We start from the raw sequence: 24,476 nt of genomic DNA, 5'->3' as shown, positions 1-24,476 counted from the left end.
TAGTAATTTTGATAGTTCAAATGAAGGCTAAGAAACAAATAGAAAGACTATTGTTTCAAGCTATTCAGTCAAGTATAAAACAACGACCACAAATGAAAAACTTAAGCTTGCTAATTCTAGGATTATTATTGTTCCAATTTTGTAATTCACAAAACATTAAAAAAGTAGACTGGGATAGTGACATAGATTATCTTGCAAAAGAACTATCCGAGAAGCATTATAACTTTTTCACTGAAAAGAGTAAGGATGATTACTACAAAGCTCTCAATCAGGTAAAATCCAATAAAGACAATCTTGATGATTTTGGAATAGCATTAAACTTACAACAGGTAATAGCAAGTTTTGGAGATTCGCATACAAGAGTCAATTATGGTGAAATTATAGACAAAGAGCAAGTATTGCCATTGCATTTGTATTGGTTTAAGGAAGGACTTTTTGTTTTGCATACCACGAAAGAAAACAGTGAAATACTGGGGCATCAAATACTATCTGTAAATGGCACATCGATTAAAACCATTCAAGATAGTTTAAGTACATTAATTACTGTTGACAATCAGGCAATGGTAAAATTTTTAGTTCCTAAGCTTTTTCCATTGCTTCAGGTTTTAAACTACTTCGGATTTGTAGAAGGACAAAAGGTAGAACTTGGGCTTAAAGATTTAGAGGGGAATACGAAAAAGTACATTATGAAACCTGCCATGATGAATAGGCAGAACAGAAAAATGTTCTTGCCTAACTCATTGCCATTTTGTTTCAAAAATGAAAGAGTCTTTTTTGTAGATAACTATCAAGCCAGCGACAATATTTATTATCTGCAGTACAATAAGTGCTGGAGCAAAGAGCTTGAATTAAAGTATAGAAATGGTAAAAATGCCAATAAGCTACCATCATTTAAAGAATTTGAAGACAAAGTATTTGAAACCCTAGAAAGTAAACCAATACAGAAGATTGTATTCGATATAAGGTTTAATGGAGGAGGAAGCTCTTCACAAGGAACCTACTTTATTGAAAAACTTGCCAGGTTCTTAGATAAAAATCCTGAAATAAACCTATATGTGGTTTTGGGTAGAACTACCTTTTCTTCAGCAATTTTGAATGCGATGGATTGTAAACGATTAACAAAGGCAACTTTTGTAGGGGAAGAGACAGGAGGAAAACCGAATCATTTTGGAGAGGTGAAGAGTTTTCGACTTCCCAATTCTAAACTGAGAGTGAATTACTCTAGCAAATATTTTAAGAGATCAGATGAAGATGTAAAAACTCTTGCTCCCGATTATTATATGGAGCCAAGTTTTAAAGATTATAAAATTGGCCTTGATCCTGTTATGGAATGGATAAAGAAACAATAAAAGCAATTAATTGCAATTTCTGCTAAAGCAGAGTACGAGCTGTCAGTCGGGAACTGATAAAGCAAAGAAATAAAAGAAAAATAAACACAACTTTATTAAGCTAACTAATAGATTGTGTTTCATGCTTGAGTATTACCAGTTAAATGATATTATATGAAAAGTAAATCAATTTTACCTAAAAAAATAGTGATTTGGATACTAATAGTTTTGGTGATAATTATTGGAGTCTATGTATTGACACTATTTTTTTTCAACCATAATTCTGAGCTTTCAAAACGTAATGAGTTTGGAGATTATATTGGAGGAATTCTAAATCCACTATTTACACTACTATCTACGACAGCGATTATTTTCTTGACTTATATGCTAGGGAAGAATGAAGATTTAAAAGCTGAAAAAGCAATTGAGACTCAAAAGCGAATTACATTAAATCAAATGAGACAAGATGCTTTAAATAAATTAGTTGATAAGTTAAATTTATTTGCATCTGATATGCATAGGATGTCCATAATGGAGCCTGATACATTGGGTATAGTGAAAGCTTTTATCTCTAAAAAGAATAAGGAAAAAGAAGAAAAGGATATTATTGTTTGGATTATAATTGCCAACGAGCTTGATAGTTTTTTACAGCTTGAATATTTATTTAAAGATTTATTTGACAATGAGGATTTTTTGAAATCATATGAAGACCTATATGAGTCAACAATGAAACTTCTTGGTGAACAAGGAGGAAAGATGTTAATAGAACAATCATCTTTGGAAAACTATGTAAAAGCAAAGCAGGATCTTATTACTAGGATTGGAAGTTTTATTTATGCTGAATTTTAAAACACGAAAACCCATAGCTGGCGCGAGCTTGTAGCTCGTGCCTTGCGCATGCAATAAGAATGCAAATACATTAATAAAATCCTTGAAAACGGCAATTGATTCCAATTTCTGCTAAAGCAGAGTACGAGCTAAAAGCTACAAACTCGCACTAGTGGGAGCTAAAAGTTCCAATTTACAACTCATAGTCACTTCTATTTTAAATAATCTGAACTTAGACATAGAATAATGATACTTGAAGAAGTTAATAACTTTTTGGACGACAAATTAGAACTCCTGCAATTTGAAGAGTGGATATATAAAACAATTGAGTTAGAAAAGGTGATAGGACAGGAGAATTACTATTTTCTTTTAAGTTTTGATTATTCCCCAAATGATGCACATTACAAACTAAAAAGTTATTTGCTAACTGATGTGACCAATGAGATAGAGTTTGCCCATTGGAAAGTTTCTAGATTATTAGCTGAGATTGACTTAAATACATCAATAAAAGACCTTTTTTCTTATTGCTTAGAAAATCCAAACTTTTTGAAGGGAAGAAAGATGAAGTTTAAACAGCTCTGGTCAGAAAAGGAAATTGTAATCAATTGGACCAATGAGATTAAACGCTTTAGTTGGCATAATTTGGAAAATAATGTGGAAGTGGAATTTCTTGACTTAGGGGAGTATGAGGATAGATATATTTATTTAGTGTTGAATAAGAAAAATGAGATTTGGAAAGCATTTGATATTGTTGATAAACAAGAGTATTTTGCCAAATCTCTTAAAGAAGCTTTTGTAAAACTTATTTTGAATAGGAATTAAGGAGCAAAGTTATAGTTCGCGTCTTGCGAAAGCAATAACACGCAAATCCAGTATTAAAAATTATAAAGGCAGCAATTGATTACAGTTTCTGCCAAATCACACTAGCAGTGGTAAAATATTAAAAACCAAATGAATAAAACATTTAACCTATTTCTAATTAGTGTTTTAATTATCCTTCTGACAATTATAGTTGCGACATTTTGGGACTATTTACACTTGGGAAACAACACAACTCCACTTGCCTTGAGTGTCACTATAGCTTTTGGGATCAGCATAGCCGGACTAATATTAGGCATCCCTGAAATAAGAAAGAATAAAACAGCTAAATCCGTTGTAGGAATTGTTGGGCATATATTAGTGGTACTCTTCTTCTTAGGAATTGTAGGATATTCTATGGCTCTATAAATTAATAAAATAGATCTCGCTATCTCAACATGTAAAGAATCCACAACAAAAAACACTCAAGCTGCTTGAGTCGCCCGCCCAAGAGGTTTGGGTAGTACTGCCCAAGCTGTTTGACTCGCCTGCCCAAGTTGTTTGACTCGTACTGCCCAAGGTGTTTGGGTAGTACTGCCCAAGAAGTTTGGGTAAGTTTAGCTTGTAGTAAAAAAGAATGCCCGGTGCATACCAGGCATTCTAAAAAGTTGAATTGAGAAGAACTACTTCGCACTCAAATCATTCGATAATCTTGCTTTTTTCAAAACTTTCGAATGGTGAAGAATAGTTCTTACTTCCAACTGAAACTTTCCGCTTGTTAATTCATCAGGAACAAAAAACATCAATTCAGATGGTTTGTTTTTAATGAAATCACTTGCTCTGGTTTCGCTCTCGTCAGCAGCAATAAAGAATACACCCTGATTGGTATCTTCTTCGTCGAACTTCAGAAATGAACCTTGAATGGATGCCATCTGTCCCGGAGTGAAGGATTCGTTCACAGATTTGCCTTTTAAATCCACGAATTTCTCAATCACAGGTTCAGCAGTGCTTATTGCAACCTTCTTCAACTCAATTTTAGAGATGATTTCCTGTAATCTAGGCCCCGGGCTGATGTTCAGCTTAATGCTGTGGCGAGAAGGATCGAAAGAATCATTCTCATCCTTAAAAACTCCGGAAATGCTTGGACTAATCCTAAACAGATCAGTGGAAACAATATTTCCCTCCTTCACTTCCTCCACAACGGCATATTCAAATTCTTCAATAACCGATAAGCCTTCGGCTTTGGTTACGGTAGAACCCTTGCCCATCATGCGTTCCATGATTTTTTTAGCATTGGAAGTTGTACATTCTGTAACAACCGCCAGGTAATCACCCGGGTCTTCGGTCAGATGATTCAAACCTAATCCATAACGTACTGTCATGATAAGATAAGTTTTTATCACAATTGCTTTTTAAAGTAATTTGTGTTACAATTGCGATGGTTTAAAACTAGAGAATACCCTCGGAACTTTTGTTTGCAGGATCGGCTCGCCAAAGTTTCACCTGTATTTAAAAGATCCAGGGTATCTCGTTAACTATAAAAAAGACAATCTATGTCTTCTGTTCATAAAGAACAATCCAAGTTAAATAAATGTTATGACAATCCAACCTGTCAAGTGTGTCAAGTTTTTCAATCTTCATGAATTTAACTTTATTTAACACTTCAGCTTGTTTGTTTTAGTGGGGAATGGCAAATGATTCGTATCAAGGTGATTGTGTAATCATTTGGGATTTGTACATGCAGATTATTTTCTTTTAATACTGCTAATGGGTAGTGTTTTCAATGTAAGCCTATGAGCAAAATCACGAATAACGATCAGTAGAGCAGGGTTTAACATACTTAAAGAAACGATCTATGTTTAATGGGTGATTTTGGCCTTGTTTTGTTTTAATGGCATATGAAACAATTAAAACGAATAAAGCAATTGGAAATCGTATCAATTTATAGATTAATGAAAGCCCACAATTGCATAATAAGATTTATAAAAAGTTTTTCATTTTTGTACTACAGTTGAAAACTGTATGGAATCGGTTTTATCCGAGAAATCTGGCTATCTTAGCTTGTTCAAACTTTTATTTACACTAACCTGTCTACATTATTTCTTTATGGAAAAGCCTCTGTTCACAAAGCTTGAGAATTTGTTGCGATCAAAATTTTTTGTGAAGCTGTTGACCCTCTTACTGTTTTTTTTTGTATCGTTTGACTCACTGTTTGCCCTACAGTATGCGAATGTGATCAATTTTAACAAAGAGCAGTACAATGCCAACAGCAAGAACTGGTCTGTATCGCAGGCAAGTAATGGAGTAATGTATATTGGGAATAATGCGGGATTGTTAAAGTTCGATGGCATACACTGGAATCTTTATCCAATGCCTAACGAGACAAAGGTTCGCTCAGTTCTGGTAACAAATAATCAGCGAATTTATGTAGGAGCTTACGAGGAGTTTGGATATTGGGAGGAAGACAATTTAGGACAGTTGCATTATACCTCCTTAAGTAATTCTCTGGTTGATTTTGAATTGCACAACGAAGATATTTGGAAAATTATTGAAGATGAAGATGGGAAAATTCACTTCCAGTCTTTTTCTGTAGTATTTACTTTTGACGGCACGAAGCTAACCGTTCAAAAGCTTGATAATCCGATTATATTTCTGCTTAAAGCACGAAACAAAACCATTGCCCAGGTAACCAGGAACAATCTGGTTGAATTTTCGGGCGGAAAACTTCACGAAATCCCAGGGAGTGAGATACTAAACAAAGCTTTTACCCGTGTATTTCTTCCTTATAAGGATGATGCTTATTTGTTGGGATCAATAAAGCAGGGATTAACTCTTTGGAAAGATGGGAAGTTTCAAAATTGGAACTGTCCTGCTCAGGATAGTCTGGCAGGAAAGGAGATTAACCGTGGGGTTTATGATGGAACGAACTATTACATTGGTACCATTCAGGATGGGGTATATGTAATTAATGAGAATGGTGAAGTGTTAGCTCACTTAAATACCCAAAATTATTTGCAGAACAATACGGTTTTGGGAATGAGTTTGGATGATCAAGGACGCTTATGGTTGGCTTTAAACAAAGGCATTTCATGTATAGATTTCAATTATCCTCTGCACTTTATCACGGAAAGAAAGGCCGATATAGGAGTTGTGAATGCTGCTGTACTTTATAAAAATGATTTCTACCTGGGAACCAATCAAGGTGTTTATAGATGTAAGGGGGGCGGTAAGGATGTAACAAGGCTGAGTTTAAAAGATTTTACGCTGCTTCCGGAAAGCAGCGGACATGTATGGTCGCTTCAGGAGATAGATGGACAGTTGCTTTGCGGGCACAACAATGGAACTTTTCGAATAGAGGGGAACAAATTAATTCGAATCTCAAGAATTGGTGGGGCTTATAACTTTCAGAAGCTGGAGACCAATAATACCGAGTTGTTAATTCAAAGCACATACACCAATTTGGTGCTATTTAAGAAAAATGAAAAAGGAATGTGGTCCTTTTTTAGAAGGCTGAGAGGTTTTCAGGAACCTTCACGATTTATTTCTGTCGATCCGTTCGGGAACATATGGGTGAATCATTCCCACAAGAAGGAGATCTATAAAATGCGCTTTGGTGAAGATTTTCGTCAACCGCTTATCGTACAAAAGTATGGGAAGAATAAAGGATTGCCTTCCGATTTTGGATTTCATGTTTTCGAATTTTACAACCGGATTGTATTTACATCGAAAAATGGAATTTATACCTACGATGATTTAAAAGATACCATACTCCCTTACCAAAAATTGAATCAAAGTTTAGGTGAGTTTACTTCCTCCCACAGAATCATTAAAGGAAACAATAATGGATATTGGTTTGTAAAGCCTCCTAAACTAGCCTTGTTTGCTAAAGAGAAAGATGGATTTACAAAGAAGGTTGAGTTTCTGCTTACCGAAAGCAACCATCGATTGGTAGAGGACAATGAAAACATTGTTCTGTTGAAAACTAATGAAACCTTAATTTGTTTGGATAATGGGTATGCCGTGTTTAAAGGAGATTCTATAATACAGGACAATTCCCAAAAACATATATTTTTCAGCGAGATACTTAGTAACTCTCAAGCCAGAGGAGAAGAACATTTACCTCTTCATTTGGAAGGGGCTGAAATTGGGATTCCATACAATGGCAATTCCATACATTTTAGATATTCAAGCTTGGTTTCGCCGGGTAAAACCATTCATTTTCAAACCAAATTGGAAGGATTGGATACAGATTGGTCCCTGCCAAGTGACAGGAGTGAAAAGCAGTATTCAAGATTGCCTTGGGGGAATTATATCTTCAAGCTAAAAGGACAGGATGAATTTGGCTATCCGTTGCCGGTTGTGTCTTATCCTTTTGAGATTAAACCACCTTGGTATGCAACGAACTGGGCCTTTTTTGCCTTTGCCCTGATAGGTTTAATTTTGGTTGTTTTTGTTCCACTGGGAATTCGAAGGTATTACCGAAAGCAGAGAGCAATATATCAGAAAGAACAGCAGCGGGTTTTAATAGAAAAACAGGAGGAAGAACGATTAAAAGCCGATCAAAAAATGATTAAGCTGCGAAATGAGAATCTTCGAAATGAACTTTCTCACAAAAGCAGTGAATTGGCAAACTCTACCATGTCTATTATCAGAAAAAATGCTGTTTTATTGGATATCAAGGAGGAAATTCTCAAGCAAAAAGAGGAACTAAAACAAAGATATCCTGCCAAATATCTGGAAAGGGTAGTAAAACTAATTGATAAAAATATTGATAACCAAGATGATTGGGAGATTTTTGAGAAGCATTTCGACAGGGCACACGTTGATTTCTTCAATCGTCTGAAAATGAATTATCCGGATCTTACACCAAAAGATTTGCGATTGTGTGCCTATTTAAAAATGAACCTAACCACCAAAGAGATTGCACCTTTGTTGAATATTTCACCTCGAAGTGTTGAGGTGCATCGATATCGCTTGAGAAAGAAATTGGATTTCTCATCGAGTGATAATTTAAATGAGTTTATGATTCAGTTTTAGGGGGGATGAACTTTATGCTAGTCAAGGGGTGAATGATTTACAAGATGTATATAGTCACCCCTTGACTTGATCTGGTTTTTCCACTTTCCAACCATTCATTGATAACTTCACCTTGAGTGCTACTCTTTATACACAAATATTGAATTGTTTAATTATAAATTCCATACGTTTCTAAATGAGTGTTTCCCTCTTAGGGAAAATGCCGACAGACAAAAGGGTGAAGCTAGGCGAAAATTTATTCAATTGCACCCCTCTGGCTGTCGCCATCTCCCCTTGAAAGGGGAGAACTCCATAATCAGATATTGTTTGGAATAATTTAGTACAGATAAAATCAACAAACAACACTTAAGTATTGCAGCAGCCCAAGTCCCCCTTTCAGGGGGGATTAAGGGGGGTGTTTTTTGGAAAATGAAGTTCACAACCCAACAATCTCATCATTTTTGTATTTTGCGTCTTTCTTTTTCACTTCTCAGAATTGATAGTTGCAATAGGCGGCTGAAAGGAGTTTGAAGAAAGAAATCAAAAAATTAGAGAGGGATGGTTGATGTAATGTGTAGGAATAGGATAAAATTTCTTGATTTTTTTCTGAAGACCCATGTAACAAATCATCTTTAGTAAAATGTTGTAAGTCAAGCGTTGTTGTGTGCTTGTATGGTTGGAATATAGGTTGTTTCAAAACCCATATTTTGAGATGAAACTTGTATAGTGGTAGATTTTTTTGTCAGGAATTTGATGCGTCTAATTTTGTTTGCAGGAATTCCTAATTCGAATGAAACCTCTAAACAAATCAAAAATTGTATGAAAAGACTATTGTTGATATTTATTCTTTTTGTAGGCATTGGAACCAATGCTTTCAGTCAGAATACAATTAAAATAACCGGTAAAGTTACTGAAGCCGGTTCAGATTTTCCGATTCCCGGAGTTTCTGTATTAGTGAAAGGAACTAGCACAGGTACTGCTACCGATATGGAAGGAAAATATACTCTTACTGCATCCGCAAACGATATCATTGTTTACAGCTTTATTGGTATGAAGAGCCAGGAAGTTAAGGTGGATGGTCGATCTGTAATTGATGTTGCATTAAATCCCCAGGACCAGGGTCTAGACGAAGTAGTAGTTATTGGTTATGGGGTACAGAAAAAGAGCGATTTGACAGGTTCTGTAGCATCGGTGAAAGGAGCTGATTTAGCCAAAACACCAACTTTAAATGTAGGAAGTTCCATTAGCGGTAAAGTAGCTGGGGTTCAGGTTACGAGTACCGACGGACGACCGGGTTCATCACCTGTGATTCGCATTCGTGGGGTTGGTACATTAAATAATGCATCGCCTATTTATGTTGTTGATGGATTAATTGTATCCGATATTAACTTTCTGAATTCTAACGAAATTGCTTCTTTGGAAGTGTTAAAAGATGCATCGGCAACTGCAATATATGGTTCGCGAGGAGCCAATGGTGTAATTCTGATTACCACCAAAAAAGGGAAATCAGGTAAAACCAGAATTGATTTTAGTACGCATTTAAGTATCTCCGAAGTAAGCAATACCATTGATATGGTTTCGGCATCAGACTATGCAATGCTAAGGAATGAATCGGCTCTAAACTCTGGTAACGAAGCACCTTTCGAAGATCCTTCGATTTTTGGAAAAGGAACAAATTGGTGGGATGAAATTTACTCTACAGCAATTTCGCAGAATTACAAGTTGTCTGCCAGCGGAGGTACCGATAATATCAAATATCATTTGAGCGCTTCATATGATGATCAGGAAGGGATTGTAGAAAAAACCGACCTGGAAAAAATCACCATTAGAGCGAATAACGAATACCAGCTTAGCAAACATGTAAAAGTGGGGCATAACCTTAGTTTTATTAAGGTTGATAAGCATGGTGGACCAGATCCGACAAGAACAGCATATCGTGCACCTGGTATTTATGAGCCTTATCAGGAGGATGGATCTTTTACTGAAATTATTGAAGCGAATAACCCATTGGTAGGAACTCACTACAACAATTCACTAAACGAATCGGAAAGATTGGTAGGAAACTTTTTTGGTGAGGTGAAAGTTGGTGATTTCTTGTTCAGATCATCCTATGGATTTGAAAAGAAAGATATTTACAATCGTTCTTATACTCCTGAATACATAGCCAATGCGCGTCAATCTAACGACATTTCAAAATTGACCAAATCAAATCTTCGTTATCGCAGCTATATTTGGGATAATACCCTTAATTATTACAAGGACTTTAAGAATCACCATTTCGATGCAATGGCTGGTATTTCAATACAAGATACCAAAAGTGAAACATTAAAAGGCTTTGTCACTGATATTCCAAACAATTCAAATCTTTGGTACTTGGATGCAACCTTTAATTCAGAAAGCGAATCGGTTGATAATTATGCTACAAGTTGGTCTTATTTATCTTATATGTTCAGAATGAACTATTCTTACTTGAATAGATATTTATTAACGGCAACTTATCGTATTGATGGATCTTCGAAATTTAGTGATGGAAATCGATATGCACACTTCCCATCTTTAGCTTTGGGTTGGAGAGTAAGTCAGGAGGATTTTCTAATTGATAGTGATATCATCAGTAATTTAAAACTAAGAGCCAGCTGGGGGATTATTGGTAATGATAAGATTGGTGCTTACGCGTCGATTCAATCCTTGTCAACCACAGAATCAATTGGTGGAAATACATCAGGAATTGTAGCTGTTTTAGGAGAGAACGAAGGGGTAGCACAAGGAGCTACTTTGTTAAAATTATCTGATCCAACGATTGTATGGGAAGAAACCACACAAACAGATATAGGTGTGGAGATCGGATTCTTTAAAAATAAGCTATCGGCAGAGTTGGATTACTACAGAAGAGAAACAGATGATATTCTGATTGCTGTGCCAATTCCATCATATTTTGGTACAAGACAAGATCCTGTGGTAAATGCCGCAAGAGTATTAAATGATGGTTTTGAAATGGTTCTGCGTTGGGAAGATAAAATAGGAGATTTCTCATATGGGGTTGGTGCAAATCTTACTACTGTAAACAACGAAGTTAAGGAATTGGCCAATGGACGATCATTTTTGGCAGGGAGTGTAGATTCTCAATCATTTACCAGAACCATGCAAGGGAATGCAATTGGAGCATTTTATGGCTACAAGGTTGATGGTGTATTCCAGAATGCTGAGGAGTTGGCTTCTTATCCTGTATTTGGTGGAGAACAAGCTGGTGATTTACGATTTAAAGATATCGATGGAGATGGCGTGATTACTGAAGATGATCAAACCATTATTGGTTCACCAATTCCTGATTTCACTTTTGGATTGAACCTACATTGCGAATACAAGGGATTCGATTTCTCGATGGATTTACAAGGTGTAACAGGTAATGAAATTGCCAACGGTAAAATCAAGAAAAGATGGGATGCTGGTTATAATTATGAGGCATCAGCTTTGGACAGATGGCATGGTGAGGGAACATCATATACAAATCCACGCTTGAATGATGCCGATGTACACAATGAGAAGATGTCGGATTACTGGTTGGAAGATGGTTCTTATTTGCGAATCAGAAATGTACAGTTGGGTTACACATTGCCCAAATCAATCTCTCAAAAATTGTCTCTGGATCTTGTAAGAGCCTATGTGAGTGCAACCAACCTGTATACATTTACCGACTATTCGGGATTTACTCCTGACATTGGAGGATCCAATGTACTTACCAACGGAATCGATATGGGTGTTTATCCACTATCAGCTACTTACACTTTTGGTTTAAATGTAACTTTCTAATGAATCGAATAATGAAGGAAAAAAATATAATCATATCACTATTGTTTTTGATTCTTGCTTTTACGGCTTGCGAGGATCATCTTGATAAACAACCATTAGGAGAGTTATCTCCCGAAAACTTTTATTCAACAGCAGAGGGAGCTGAAGCAGGTGTTAATGCAGCCTATAGTTACCTTCGTCATTACGACCTTGTGGGCTTGCCTTTTATTGCAGGTGGCGATATTGCATCTGATGATTCAGATCCAGGGAATAAGAACAACAAGGCATCTATCGAATTCGATGAATTTACATTTTCGCCTAGTAGTAGTTTAATGACGAACTGGTACTCGGGTCAGTATGTGTTGATTGGCCGTGCCAATATCGTAATCAATTCGGAGTCGGAATTTGTATTTGAAGAAGATTTGCAGAAAAGAATTTTAGCAGAGGCTAAATTCATGAGAGCGTATGGCTATTTTAACCTCGTAAAGTCATTTGGAGGGGTTCCAAAAATTACCGTACTTCCTGAATTGGATGGTGATTTTATCCCTCGTGCAACACCAGAAGAAATCTGGCAATTGATTGATGAGGACTTGGAATATGCCATTACCTATTTACCAGAGAGATCGGAATATTCACCGGCAAATTTAGGACGAGTTACCAAAGGAGCTGCCCGAGGATTACTGGCAAGAGCTTTCTTGTTCCGAAACGATTTTGAAAAAGTGGAAAGATATGCAATGGAAATTATCAATTCCAATGAGTACACACTATTCCCTGATTACGAAGGAATATTTACATATGATGGAGAGAATTGTTCTGAGTCGGTATTTGAGGTACAAGCAACACGTTCAGAAAGTGGGAACAAAACAGGAACAGATAAGTACAACACAGTGCAAGGATCTAAAGCCAAATACTGGGATCCTGAGCAGGGAAAATTCATCAACAACCAAGGTTTGGGTTGGGGAATCAATTCTCCATCAGATGATTTGGAGGCTGCTTATGAAGATGGAGATCCTAGAAAGGATGCAACCATAGCATATGTTGGCGATACTTTATATGATGGTAGATCTATTGTGGTTCGTAACTCTAAAAACCACGGAACCAAATACAATCAGAAAGGAATCTTGCCATTATTCTACGATGGTACAGACAATAAAGTAACTGGTGGTGGTGGTGGTGCCAACAATCCAGCCAATGTTAGATTAATTCGATATGCTGATGTTTTGTTAATGGCAGCTGAAGCTTTAAATGAGAATGATAAACCGACTGATGCTCTTGTTTATTTGAATATGGTACGCGAGAGAGCAAGAGGTGATAATCCTGACATTCTACCAAATGTTACAACCACTGATAAACTTGGTTTACGAAATGCAATTTGGCACGAAAGAAGAGTTGAGTTGGCAATGGAACAAAACCGTTATTGGGATATTTTGCGCCAGGGACGTGCCGCAGAATTGCTACAGGCATTGGGCAAAAACTTTGTAGAAGGAAAGCATAACTTGCTTCCAATTCCACAGGTTGATGTAGATGCAACAGAAGGTGTAATTACTCAAAATCCAGGATACTAATTAGAGGTGATGAGCAAGTGCGGAAGTGACTTGCTCATCACAAAAATATAGCTTCGGACAATAAACTGTTAGGCTAGCGTAAAGTGCCGAAGATAAAGGCAAACCAGGTAATGCTGGTTTGCTTATAGGGAATCGTACATCCTAAATTATTCTCAGAAACAGCTTCATCAGATAAGGTTCAGAAAGTACTGAACAGGTCAGGATCCAAATCGAAGGGAAGTTTTTGGGAGAACCAAGAAAATTTACTAGAAGAATGAAAATATCAAAATCAATATTCAGAAGTACACTGGTACTTTCCTTATTGGGAGGACAAGTTTGTTCAGCAAGCCAGAATGCTGTCCATGTAAAGGAAGATCAGTCGGAAGCAGCTGCCAATAGGTTGAATGTCATCATTTTTACGGCGGATGATCTAGGACCTGATGGGATGGGAATTGGAGCCTTCGGATCTAAAATGCAAGGCCTTACTCCGAATATTGATAAGTTAGCCAATCAGGGAGTTAGATTTTGCAATGCTCATGTAAACAGTTCTATATGTATGCCAAGCAGAAGTATTATTGCAACAGGAAGATATGGTTTTAATGGTGGGCATCATGGCTTTTTGTATGCCAATGAGGAAGTTCCAACCATGATGGAATCCTTTCAGGAAGCAGGATACAAAACGGGAGTATTGGGAAAGGTAGCCCACTCCTCAGCAAAGCAGAGCACAAATTGGGACTATGTTTACGATTATTCTGATTTAGGAGCAGGGCGAAGTCCTTCCAAGTATTATGAAAGGACAAAAGCTTTTGCAGATCGATGTAAAAAAGAAAACAAGCCTTTCTATTTCATGATCAATTCTCATGATCCGCACCGTCCATTCCAAAAACCTGGTGGAGAATTAAAGCCAGGAGCTGAATGGCCTTCTAAAATGTACTCTCCCGAAGAGTCATTTGTGCCAGGTTTTTTGCCTGATATTTCTCAGGTAAGAGAAGAGATGAGCCATTACTACAATTCTACCCGAAGGTTGGATGATACTTTTGGAATGGTAATGAAGGCCATCAAGGATGCGGGAGTTGAGAAGAATACCATAGTAATTTTCTTGTCGGATAACGGAATTGCCATGCCATTTTCGAAAGCCAATTGCTATCTGAAGTCAACGCATACAGCCATGTTTTTTACTCTCCCTGAACAGTTAAAGCCCAGAGTGGTAAAGAATGAGTTTGTTGCTGCCATTGATTTGTTCCCAACCATTATGGAACTGACTGGTTTACCTATTCCTGAGAATTTGGATGGCAAGTCTTTTCTACCATTGCTAAAGGGCAAAAGTCAGAAAAACAGGGGACAGGTATTTACACAGATTGACTATATCAACAGACCAACTCCTTACCCTATGCGTTGTGTGCAGGATAAGAAGTTTGGCTACATATTCAATGCATGGAGCAACGGAAAAACACGTTACAGAAATGCAAACGAAGGAGGCGTGATTAAAGCCATGAAGGCCAATGTTGATAATGAGGAAATGCAAGAAAGGGTGAAGTACTTCCGTCATCGAGAGGTAGAGGAATTTTACGATTTGAAGAAAGATCCTGATTGTATTCACAACCTGATCAATGATAAGAGATACGCTAAAAGAATAGAAGAGTATCGAAACAAGTTGAAGGCGGAAATGGAAAGTACGGGTGATCCTTTGTTGGAGGCATTTGAAAATATGGAGGACAAAGGTAAGATGCAGGAAATTGTTCAAAACATATATGCCAATGTACTCCAATTTAGAAAAGGAGATGCCAAAATATACAGACAAAGGATATCCGAAATGATGAAAAGCAATTTTGAATAATCAACAGATCATTTGAAGAGAATTGCATGCATTGTATTCCTGATTACCATACCAGACTGTGGGGTGGCATAGGGAAAAGGGTAACAAGTGAATTAAAAGAGAGAATCGAATGAATTTATCAAGAAATTATTTCAATAAATTGATGATAACCTGTGGGGTGGGGATGAGTCTATTGCCTTCTACTGCCTTGCAGGCTCAGGAATCGAAAAGACCTAATATCATCTTCATCATGGCTGATGACCATGCCAACAGGGCGATTAGTGCTTACGACGGTAGCATTAACCGAACACCTAATATCGACAGAATAGCAAATGAGGGAGCAATTTTTAGAAATAACTTTTGTGCCAACTCCATTTGTGGTCCTAGTAGAGCAAGTATCTTAACCGGGAAACATTCTCACAAAAACGGGGTGACGGGTAACGGCTCAGAATGGAACGGGAAGCAAACACTTTTGCCACGTGTAATGAAACAGGATGGATACAATACTGCCTTAATTGGGAAATGGCATTTGAATAACAATCCAGGCGATGAGTTTGACTACTGGAAAATATTAATGGGAGCGGGAAGACAAGGATTTTATTACAATCCTGATTTCGTAACTAGTGATGGAAAAACCGAAATGATGCATGGTTACTCAACAGACCTGATCACCGATGAGGCTTTGGGATGGTTGAATGAGAAAGGTGGAGGGCAAAAGCCTTTTATGTTATTTGTTCAGTACAAGGCTCCTCATGTTCCTCGCATGCCTGAATTCCGTTTTTTGGATCGTTATGTGAACGACACTATACCTGAACCGGAAACACTTTATGATGACTATAAAACGCGTTCATCCTATGCTAACGAGGCAAATATGAAAATTGGGAAACGCATCAAAATATTGCCTTTGTTAAAGGATCATGATCCTAATGACAATATCTACTATGCCCGAATGACAAAGGAACAACTGGAGAAATGGCATTCCTTTAAGGATCCTGAAACCAAAAAAATCCTTGAAATGAAACGTCAGGGAATGTTGAAGGGAGATGCAGCAAAAAGTATTGCTTATCAGAGGTTCATAAAGGATTACATACGTTGTATCGACGGAGTAGACGAAAATGTTGGGCGCTTGTTGTCTTGGTTGGATCAACATCCAGAGATTAAGAAAAACACCATTATAGTGTATAGTTCCGATCAGAGTTACTTCACGGGTCAGCATGGTTGGGCCGAGAAAAGATTTATGTATGAAGATGGCATGCGAATGCCTCTTGTAATGCGTTGGCCCAAAGTGATTCCTGCAGGAGTTGAGGTGGAGGAATTGGTACAAAATATCGATTTCGCACCAAGCTTTTTAGAAATGGCTGGAATCAAGGTTCCTAAGGAAATGCAAGGAGAATCATTCCTAAAACTGATTGATGGTAGCAAGTCTAAGGATTGGCGCGAATCTTTGTACTATCACTATTACGATCATGGCAAACACAATGTGCCACGTCACGAAGGAGTTCGCTCCAATCGTTACAAACTGATTCATTATTACACAGATGATGTATGGGAATTCTATGATCTTAAAGAGGATGCCAACGAAGTGAACAACCTGTACGGCAATACCAAATACGAAAAGCAAATACAGCAATTGAAGAAGGAGCTTTATCGCTTGCGTGAACAATATGAGGTACCGGATAGCAATTTCGAAGCCCCTTATGTACCTGTTAGAAGCCACAGAAAAAGAAAAAAGCCTAAGAATAATTCAATCTAGTCCAGGAATTCCTGAATCAATTGAATAAAGGGTAAAAGAAGGAAGAAATTGTGCAATCAACTCCTTCAGAATATTAATAAATGAATTAGACTTTCTCACAAACCAATAGTTAAGAGATCGTTGAATAAATAAAAAACTGAGTAAATGAACTTTAATAAACTGGCAAATACAATTTGGTGTTCTGCAGGAGCACTTGCACTATTATCAGCTTGCGATGCCAAACCAAAAGAACTTGAACCAAAACAGCCAAATATTGTATACATCATGGCCGATGATCATGCTGTGCAAGCAATTAGTGCATTTGATCATCCTTTGTCGAAATTGGCACCAACTCCAAATATCGACAGAATTGCAAAAGGAGGAGCTATGTTTACCAATTCCTTTTGTACCAACTCTATTTGTGGTCCGAGTCGCGCAGTTATCCTTACGGGGAAATTCAGTCATGTAAATGGATTCATGCAGAATCGTGGTGGCAAGTTTGATGGAAACCAGCCAACCTTCCCAAAGCATCTGCAAAAGGAAGGTTATGAAACCGCAATGATTGGGAAGTGGCACTTGAATTGTGAACCAACAGGATTTGATTATTGGAATGTACTGAATGATCAGGGAGAATACTATAACCCTGATTTTACCGAAAATGGAGTAACAGAGAAAAAAGATGGATATGTAACAGATTTGATCACAGATTACACCATAAATTGGTTAGAGGAGAAAAGAGACAAATCGAAACCATTTATGTTGATGATGCACCACAAGGCACCGCATCGTAACTGGTTACCAGCCGAAAGACATTACAACTTGTACGATACAGTAGAATTTCCAATTCCCGCTACTTACTTCGACAATTACGAAGGAAGGCGAGCTGCAGAAGAACAGGAAATGAATATCTATCGCGATATGTACGAGGGGCACGATTTAAAGATGACCATAGCCAAAGGAAGCGACAGTCTTCGTTATGATCGTTGGCCACATCTGTTCAAGAGAATGACTGATGAACAGTTGGCAACTTTCCGAAAGGCTTATCGCAAGAAGAACGATGATTTTCATGATCAGAACCTTTCGGGCAAGGAATTGGCCAAATGGAAGTTTCAGCGATACATGCAGGATTACCTGGCAACCATCAAGTCGGTTGACGAAAGTGTAGGAAGGGTATTGGATTATCTGGAAAAACAAGGATTGGCAGAGAATACCATTGTGGTTTATACCTCGGATCAAGGTTTTTATCTTGGAGAACATGGTTGGTTCGACAAGCGATTCATGTATGAAGAATCTTTCAGAATGCCGCTTCTGGTGAAATATCCTAAAGGTATTAAACCGGGAACAGTAGTGGATGAATTGGTTCAAAATGTTGATTACGCACCAACCATCTTGGATTTCTGTGGAGCCAATGTTCCGGAAGATATGCAGGGCCGCTCATTCCGTCCTTTGCTGGAAGGTGAAAAGGTAGACGATTGGAGATCATCCATGTACTACCACTTCTACGAGCATCCAGGTTTCCACATGGTGAAACGACACATTGGTGTGAGAACTGATCGTTACAAGTTGATTCATTTCTACAATAATATTGATACCTGGGAACTGTACGATTTACAGGAAGATCCGCATGAGATGAATAATCTGTATGGCAAACAAGGCTATGAGAAATTAACAGCTGAATTGAAAACAGAATTGGAAAGATTGCGTCAACAGTATGGAGATACTGATCCATTGGTGACCAAGAGCAAAATCAAAAAACGCAAGAATGGTAAGAAGAAGGCCTAAAACAACTGAAATGTATTAGTATAGGTGATGAAAACGCCCGGATGAAACAAATTATGATGATGGATTTCATCTTGTTGAACTGTTTTGTTCGGGCATTTTAAAACGACTCAAAATCTAAACCATGAACTTAACAAATAAACTCCTGCTTGGCGCGGTTCTGGGATTGTGCACCAGTAATCTGTTGGCGGCAGAAACACCTAAAATAAAGAAAGAGAACTCATTCGAAAAACCCAATGTGATAGTAATCATGGCGGATGATCTAGGTTATGCTGGATTAAGCTGTTTTGGAGGAGAGGGTATTTCTACTCCAAACTTGGATTCATTGGCAAATAAAGGGGTGCGATTTACCAACTTTTATGCCAATAGTACCGTTTGTTCTCCAACGCGGGTAGCCTTACTATCCGGGAGATATCAGCAACGTGTTGGATTGGATCACATCTACTTTCACTGTGTAAAAGATGTAGGTTTCGATCCAAAAACTAACCCTTCCTTGCCTATGATCATGAAAGAGGCTGGCTATAAGACCGGAGTATTTGGCAAGTGGCATTTGGGATCGGGGCCCGATTATCAACCTATGGCTCATGGTTTCGACGAATTTACCGGATTCCTCGACGGGAATATCGATTTTGTATCGAAACACAATACCGAGAGCGAGGTCGACTGGTTTGTACACAATAAGCCATCAGATCAAAAAGGGTATGTGACCACTTTACTTAATGATGCAGTGGTTGACTTTATTGAGAAGGAACACAAAAATCCGTTCTTCATATATATGCCCGAAGCGGCTGTGCATTGTCCAATGCAAGGTCCTGATGATGTACCATTAAGAACTGACGATTTTTATACCTACACGGTTCAGGGACAATTGCCCAGGGAGGAATATATGCGCAGGTATTCCGAAATGGTCGCCTCAATGGACAAAGGAGTAGGAAGAGTCATGAAGACCTTGAGAAAATACGATTTGGAAGATAATACCTTAATCATTTTCACATCAGACAATGGAGGAGAACGAACCGGAGTAAAACATGGTAAGGTAAATGGAGAGAACCGTGGACATAAGGTTACCATGTATGAAGGTGGACTAAAAGTACCTACTATATTTTATTGGAAAGGGAAATTGGCTGGTGGCATTGTAAACGATGAGTTGGCCTTGACAATGGATATTTTGCCAACGGTACTTGAAGCTGCAGGTATTGAATACAATGGTTCTTACCAATTCGATGGTACAAGTCTTACATCGAATTTATTTGAAAATAAACCCTTGGAACAAAGAGATCTTTTCTGGATGCATACCGAAAGACTCGTGATACGAAGAGGTGATATGAAATTGATTCGCCAAAATAAAGGGGTGGAACTCTACGATTTAGCAAGCGATAAGCTGGAGCAACACAATCTTGCCAATAATGAAGAATATAAAGAGTTGGTGGAGGAGATGCTTGTTGCCAGCGATAAATGGCATAAGGAGACAGCCATAGGATTTCCGGCACAGCGTGAAATAGGTGTAAAAGTTAAAACAGCATGGCCTTGTAAGCGAGATCTAAAATCTTTCAATAAAGGGAAGAAATACAAATGGATTGATGGCAAAGCTGTTATCCAGTAAACTCATTAACTATGAATCAACCTAATAAAATTTAAACATGAATCTATTTATAAAAATTACCATAGGAAGCTTACTACTAGTAAGCCTGGTAAGCTCTTGTGCCCAATCAACCGACAAGGAGGCTGAGTTTTCTGAAAATACAAAGGATCTGAGCTGGGAAATGCTAAGCGAGAAAGACCAGCAGTTTATAGATCTGGTTCAAAGAAAAGCCTTCGACTACTTCTGGAACGGCTTTGATGAGAATACAGGTCTTATTGGAGACCCTGCCAAAGGCAAAAGAACCAGTGTGGCAACTTCAGGTTTTGGATTGTCGGCTTACTGTGTGGGAATAAAACGAGGATGGGTGACTCGCGATGAGGTTTACCGCAGAGTATTGATAACGCTAAATTCCTATTATAAAGATCCCAACAACAGCAAGGACTTCTGTGTGGAGGGCATCTATGGATTCTTTTATCATTTTATTAACGTGGAAACAGGGCAGCGCCATGGCAAGTGCGAGGTTTCTACCATCGACACAGCCATCTTAATGGCAGGAATCCTGCATGTAATGGAAGTGTTTGAAGGGACGGAAGTAGCTGAATTGGCCAATAAGATCTATCTGCATGCCCAGTGGGACAAGTTTATCAACAAAAACGGTGTTCTAACGGGTGGATGGAAGCCTGAAGAAGGCATTATAGGTAAGTACAAAGGCTACAACGAATACAATATGGTGTACCTCTTGGGAATGGGTTCACCAACTCACCCGATACCTGCATCTAGTTGGGATGTTTATTTCAGTGGAAACGGGGGTGAGTTTATCAAACCTTACAAGGATATCGATGCTTTTCTAACCCCGGGAGGTCTTATGCAGCCTCATGCCTACCTGTATCAGTTCCCAGCCTGTTGGTATGATTTCAAAGGGAAAAGGGACAAATATCTTAACCACTGGGACAACGCGGTAAATGCCCTAAAGGCGAACAAGCGATATACCAATAACTGGGGAGCAGCTCATGGCTATCCCGAAGAATTGTGGGGCTGGACAGCTTGTGCCGGACGCGATGGATACATTGGTTTCTCAAAACCTTACAATGGTACTTTGGCTCCATCGGCAGTGGTGGCTTCACTTCCTTTTCTGCCTGAAGCGTCCTTGCGGGCAGCCAAATACATGTATGAGGTGTATGGCGATAAGATCTTCGGAAAATATGGTTTTGTAGATTCATTCAATCCCAAGCAGGATTGGTATGATGATGGTTTCCTTGGAATCGACAAGGGAAATGAGGTATTGATGATAGAAAATTTCCGGTCAGGCCTGATGTGGAAAGAGTTCATGCTAAACAAATATGTGGCAGTTGGAATGCAAAAAGCTGGAATGGAAAACATCTAAAAACAGGTCATAATAAAGCCATGGATGGTTCCAGGAAAAGAATGACAATGGATGTAACAAGGATGAAAATATAAACAACTTATTGAATTTATAGTATGAGAATGAAGAAAGTAATATTGCTTCTATGGGTTATGGCTATTCAGGTGCCCCTGATAGCGCAGGATAAAAAGATGGATCAGTTTATCGATGATTTAATGGATAAGATGACCCTGCAAGAGAAACTCGGTCAGTTGAACTTGTCATCTGGCGTTGGAAACTTAAAAGTGATTACCGAAGGGGAAGGACGTGCAGACTTTATCCGTCAGGGATTGATTGGTGCATCGCAAGGGAGAAAGAGTCAGGAGATTGCCGTTAAGGAGTCCCGTTTGGGAATTCCTTTAATCGCCGGTAAGGATGTGATTCACGGGCATACCACAACTTTTCCAATTCCCTTGGCTATGGCCTGTATGTGGGATCTGGATCTGATAGAAAAACATGCTCGAATTGCTGCCGAGGAATCTTCGGTGTTGGGAATCAACTGGACCTACTCACCAATGGTCGATATCTCGCGCGATCCTCGTTGGGGAAGATGTGCCGAAGGTGCTGGAGAGGACACCTGGTACGGATCGCAAGTTGCGAAAGCCTACGTGAAGGGATATCAGGGCGACGACTTGTCGAAGCCAAATACCATTATGGCCTGTGTAAAGCACTTTGCCCTATACGGAGCTTCTGAAGCCGGACGCGATTACAATACGGTGGACATGAGCCGTCAGGTGATGTTCCAGGATTTCCTGCCTCCTTACAAGGCAGCCTTCGATGCAGGAGCTGGATCTGCAATGAGCTCGTTCAACCTGGTTGATGGAATTCCTGCAACGGGAAATCAATGGCTAATGACTGACCTTTTGCGTACCCAATGGGGATTTGATGGTTTTGTGGTGACCGATTTTACAGCCATCAATGAAATGATTCACCACGGAATGGGAAATCTGGAAGAGGTGTCAGTTCAGGCTCTCAAAGCGGGAATCGATATGGATATGGTTGGCCAGGGCTTTATCGGAACCCTTTCAAAATCAGTGGAAGAAGGGAAGATAAGCATGGAATATATCGATACGGCTTGTCGCAGAGTGCTGGAGGCGAAATATAAACTGGGACTGTTCGAGAAACCATTCCAGTATTTTAATCCTAAAAAAGCAAAGCAGATTGTCCTTTCCGATGAGCATTTGGCGGAAGCACGTAATATTGCCAAGCGTTCCATTGTTCTGCTTAAAAATGACAAGCAAACTCTTCCTCTGAAGAAGAAGGGAAGCATTGCAGTTGTTGGTCCATTGGCCGATTCTAAAATGGACATGCTGGGAACATGGGCCGGAACACGTAAGGATGATAAAATTGTTACCATTCTAAATGGGATAAAAAATGTTGGCGACAAGGCAGAAGTTCTTTACGCAAAAGGATCGTATGCTACCGAAGATCCATTCTTGCTAAACAGAAATAAAAAGAAGAAGGACTTTATCGTTCAAACAGCTAGGGAAAGTGCTAAAATGTTGGAAGAGGCAAAAGAGACTGCTGCTAAAGCCGACGTGATTGTTGCCGTTTTGGGTGAGCCTCGTGCTTGGTCGGGTGAAGCTGCCAGTCGTGCTGATATAGGTATCCCTGAATGTCAACGCAGATTACTTAAAGCCATGTTGGCCACAGGAAAACCTGTTGTATTGGTTCTTTCTAATGGTCGTCCAATGACATTGACTTGGGAAGATGCCAATGTAGATGCCATTCTTGAGACTTGGCATTTAGGTACGGAAGCAGGAAATGCCATTGCTGATGTTCTGTTTGGAGATTACAATCCGGCAGGGAAAATCACGGCAACTTTCCCTGTATCGGTGGGACAGATTCCAATCTATTACAACCACAAAAGAACAGGTCGCCCTATTATTGAAGACTTTAAGTTTACATCAAAATATCTTGATATTCCTAACGAACCTTTGTACCCATTTGGATATGGTTTAAGTTATACAAACTTTGAATATTCTGATATCAAACTTGACAAATCAGAGATGGGGTTAAACGATACCATTACAGCAACAGTAACAGTCAAGAATACAGGAAAATTCGATGGAGAGGAAGTTGTTCAGTTATATATCAACGATCCGGCAGCTAGCATTTCCCGTCCTGTGAAAGAACTAAAAGGCTTCGAAAAAGTGATGATCAAAAAAGGAGAGAAAGCTACCATTAGCTTTGCAATTACAGCAAAGGAATTGGCTTTTTTCCGTAAAGGCTTATCCTATGGAGTTGAGGCTGGCGATTTTAACCTTTACATTGGTACAAATAGTTCTGAAGTGAAAGAAGCACAGTTTCATTTGAAGGATAGTGCTGACATAATGGAATAACAGTTCAAATTTTGTGAAAAAGGCTTCATATTGGTATTTCATCAGGTGGTCTAGGCCAATCAAAAGATTCTTATAAAAGAGCATCTCCAAAAAGTAATACAGTGAGTCTAATAAAATAGAACAATGCCGATTCTGATTTTCAGAATCGGCATTCTCTTATATAAGATTTAATAGAAAAATATACTTGTTTGGTTTATATGTAAAATGTTTTAGTAATTTTATTGACTGTTTAAACCCCTAGTTGGCGCGAGTTTGTAACTCGTGTCTTGCAAAGCAATAACACACAAATACAGTATTAAAAATTACATAGGCAGCAATTGATTGCAATTTCTGCTAGTATACTTACGAGCTAATCGCAAGCCCAATTACAAGCTTTAAATCCTTATGCACCCATGGTAAAAATATCAGATGATATTCAATGAAATATCAATTAATATCTAAATAAATATCAAGTGATATTATAAAATATATCAACTGATATAAGCACTATGAGTCCTACGATACCAAAAGCTTGTAAGGC

At 38.5% G+C, this 24,476-nt stretch carries 14 protein-coding genes; 13 read left to right on the top strand and 1 reads right to left on the bottom strand.

Annotation, left to right across the window (positions count from 1 at the left end):
- The first annotated feature begins 92 nt into the window (after positions 1–92).
- The 4 genes from DF185_RS03415 (at position 93) to DF185_RS03400 (ending at position 3,383) form a co-directional block, all read left to right on the top strand.
- Entirely contained in the window at positions 93–1,349 is a 1,257-nt protein-coding gene (locus DF185_RS03415; RefSeq protein ID WP_133249940.1) for a S41 family peptidase, read from the top strand.
- A 153-nt stretch (positions 1,350–1,502) separates the two neighbouring features.
- On the top strand, positions 1,503–2,177 hold the full coding sequence (locus DF185_RS03410; protein WP_110359301.1) for a hypothetical protein: 675 nt from the start codon (positions 1,503–1,505) through the stop codon (positions 2,175–2,177).
- A gap of 225 nt (positions 2,178–2,402) precedes the next feature.
- On the top strand, positions 2,403–2,978 hold the full coding sequence (locus DF185_RS03405) for a hypothetical protein (RefSeq protein ID WP_110359300.1): 576 nt from the start codon (positions 2,403–2,405) through the stop codon (positions 2,976–2,978).
- Between the two features lie 129 nt (positions 2,979–3,107).
- Positions 3,108–3,383 (top strand): hypothetical protein, encoded by a 276-nt coding sequence (locus tag DF185_RS03400; RefSeq protein ID WP_110359299.1) that lies wholly within the window; start codon positions 3,108–3,110, stop codon positions 3,381–3,383.
- Between the two features lie 254 nt (positions 3,384–3,637).
- Here the strand turns inward: DF185_RS03400 and DF185_RS03395 are convergent, their stop codons facing one another.
- Positions 3,638–4,336, bottom strand: a complete 699-nt coding sequence (locus tag DF185_RS03395; RefSeq protein ID WP_110359298.1) for a DNA-binding domain-containing protein — start codon at positions 4,334–4,336, stop codon at positions 3,638–3,640.
- Between the two features lie 850 nt (positions 4,337–5,186).
- Here DF185_RS03395 and DF185_RS03390 point away from each other — a divergent pair.
- The 9 genes from DF185_RS03390 (at position 5,187) to bglX (ending at position 23,956) form a co-directional block, all read left to right on the top strand.
- Positions 5,187–7,991: a LuxR C-terminal-related transcriptional regulator gene (locus DF185_RS03390; RefSeq protein WP_165835925.1), complete on the top strand. Its 2,805-nt coding sequence runs from the start codon at positions 5,187–5,189 to the stop codon at positions 7,989–7,991.
- 798 nt (positions 7,992–8,789) lie between these two features.
- Positions 8,790–11,780 (top strand): SusC/RagA family TonB-linked outer membrane protein, encoded by a 2,991-nt coding sequence (locus tag DF185_RS03385; RefSeq protein ID WP_165835924.1) that lies wholly within the window; start codon positions 8,790–8,792, stop codon positions 11,778–11,780.
- Complete coding sequence (locus DF185_RS03380; protein ID WP_110359295.1) at positions 11,780–13,324, top strand: RagB/SusD family nutrient uptake outer membrane protein; 1,545 nt, start codon at positions 11,780–11,782, stop codon at positions 13,322–13,324. Before DF185_RS03385 ends, DF185_RS03380 begins: the two co-directional genes overlap by 1 nt.
- A 253-nt stretch (positions 13,325–13,577) precedes the next feature.
- Complete coding sequence (locus DF185_RS03375) at positions 13,578–15,140, top strand: sulfatase family protein (RefSeq protein ID WP_110359294.1); 1,563 nt, start codon at positions 13,578–13,580, stop codon at positions 15,138–15,140.
- 109 nt (positions 15,141–15,249) lie between these two features.
- Positions 15,250–16,872 carry a sulfatase family protein gene (locus DF185_RS03370; RefSeq protein ID WP_207784561.1) on the top strand — a complete coding sequence of 541 codons (1,623 nt, stop codon included), beginning with the start codon at positions 15,250–15,252 and terminating at the stop codon, positions 16,870–16,872.
- 144 nt (positions 16,873–17,016) lie between these two features.
- A complete protein-coding gene (locus tag DF185_RS03365; RefSeq protein WP_110359293.1) occupies positions 17,017–18,633 on the top strand; it encodes a sulfatase family protein in 1,617 nt (538 codons plus the stop codon).
- Positions 18,634–18,754: 121 nt separating this feature from the next.
- Positions 18,755–20,233 carry a sulfatase-like hydrolase/transferase gene (locus DF185_RS03360; RefSeq protein ID WP_110359292.1) on the top strand — a complete coding sequence of 493 codons (1,479 nt, stop codon included), beginning with the start codon at positions 18,755–18,757 and terminating at the stop codon, positions 20,231–20,233.
- Positions 20,234–20,270: 37 nt separating this feature from the next.
- Positions 20,271–21,596, top strand: coding sequence for a glucoamylase family protein (locus DF185_RS03355; RefSeq protein ID WP_110359291.1), 1,326 nt, complete (start codon positions 20,271–20,273; stop codon positions 21,594–21,596).
- Between the two features lie 101 nt (positions 21,597–21,697).
- On the top strand, positions 21,698–23,956 hold the full coding sequence (gene bglX / locus DF185_RS03350) for a beta-glucosidase BglX (protein ID WP_110359290.1): 2,259 nt from the start codon (positions 21,698–21,700) through the stop codon (positions 23,954–23,956).
- Positions 23,957–24,476 lie beyond the last annotated feature (520 nt).

It is taken from the genome of Marinifilum breve (assembly GCF_003202155.1).
GTDB lineage: Bacteria > Bacteroidota > Bacteroidia > Bacteroidales > Marinifilaceae > Marinifilum > Marinifilum breve.
Note: the sequence above shows the minus strand (reverse complement) of the source record. Positions and strands in the feature narration are given on the sequence as shown.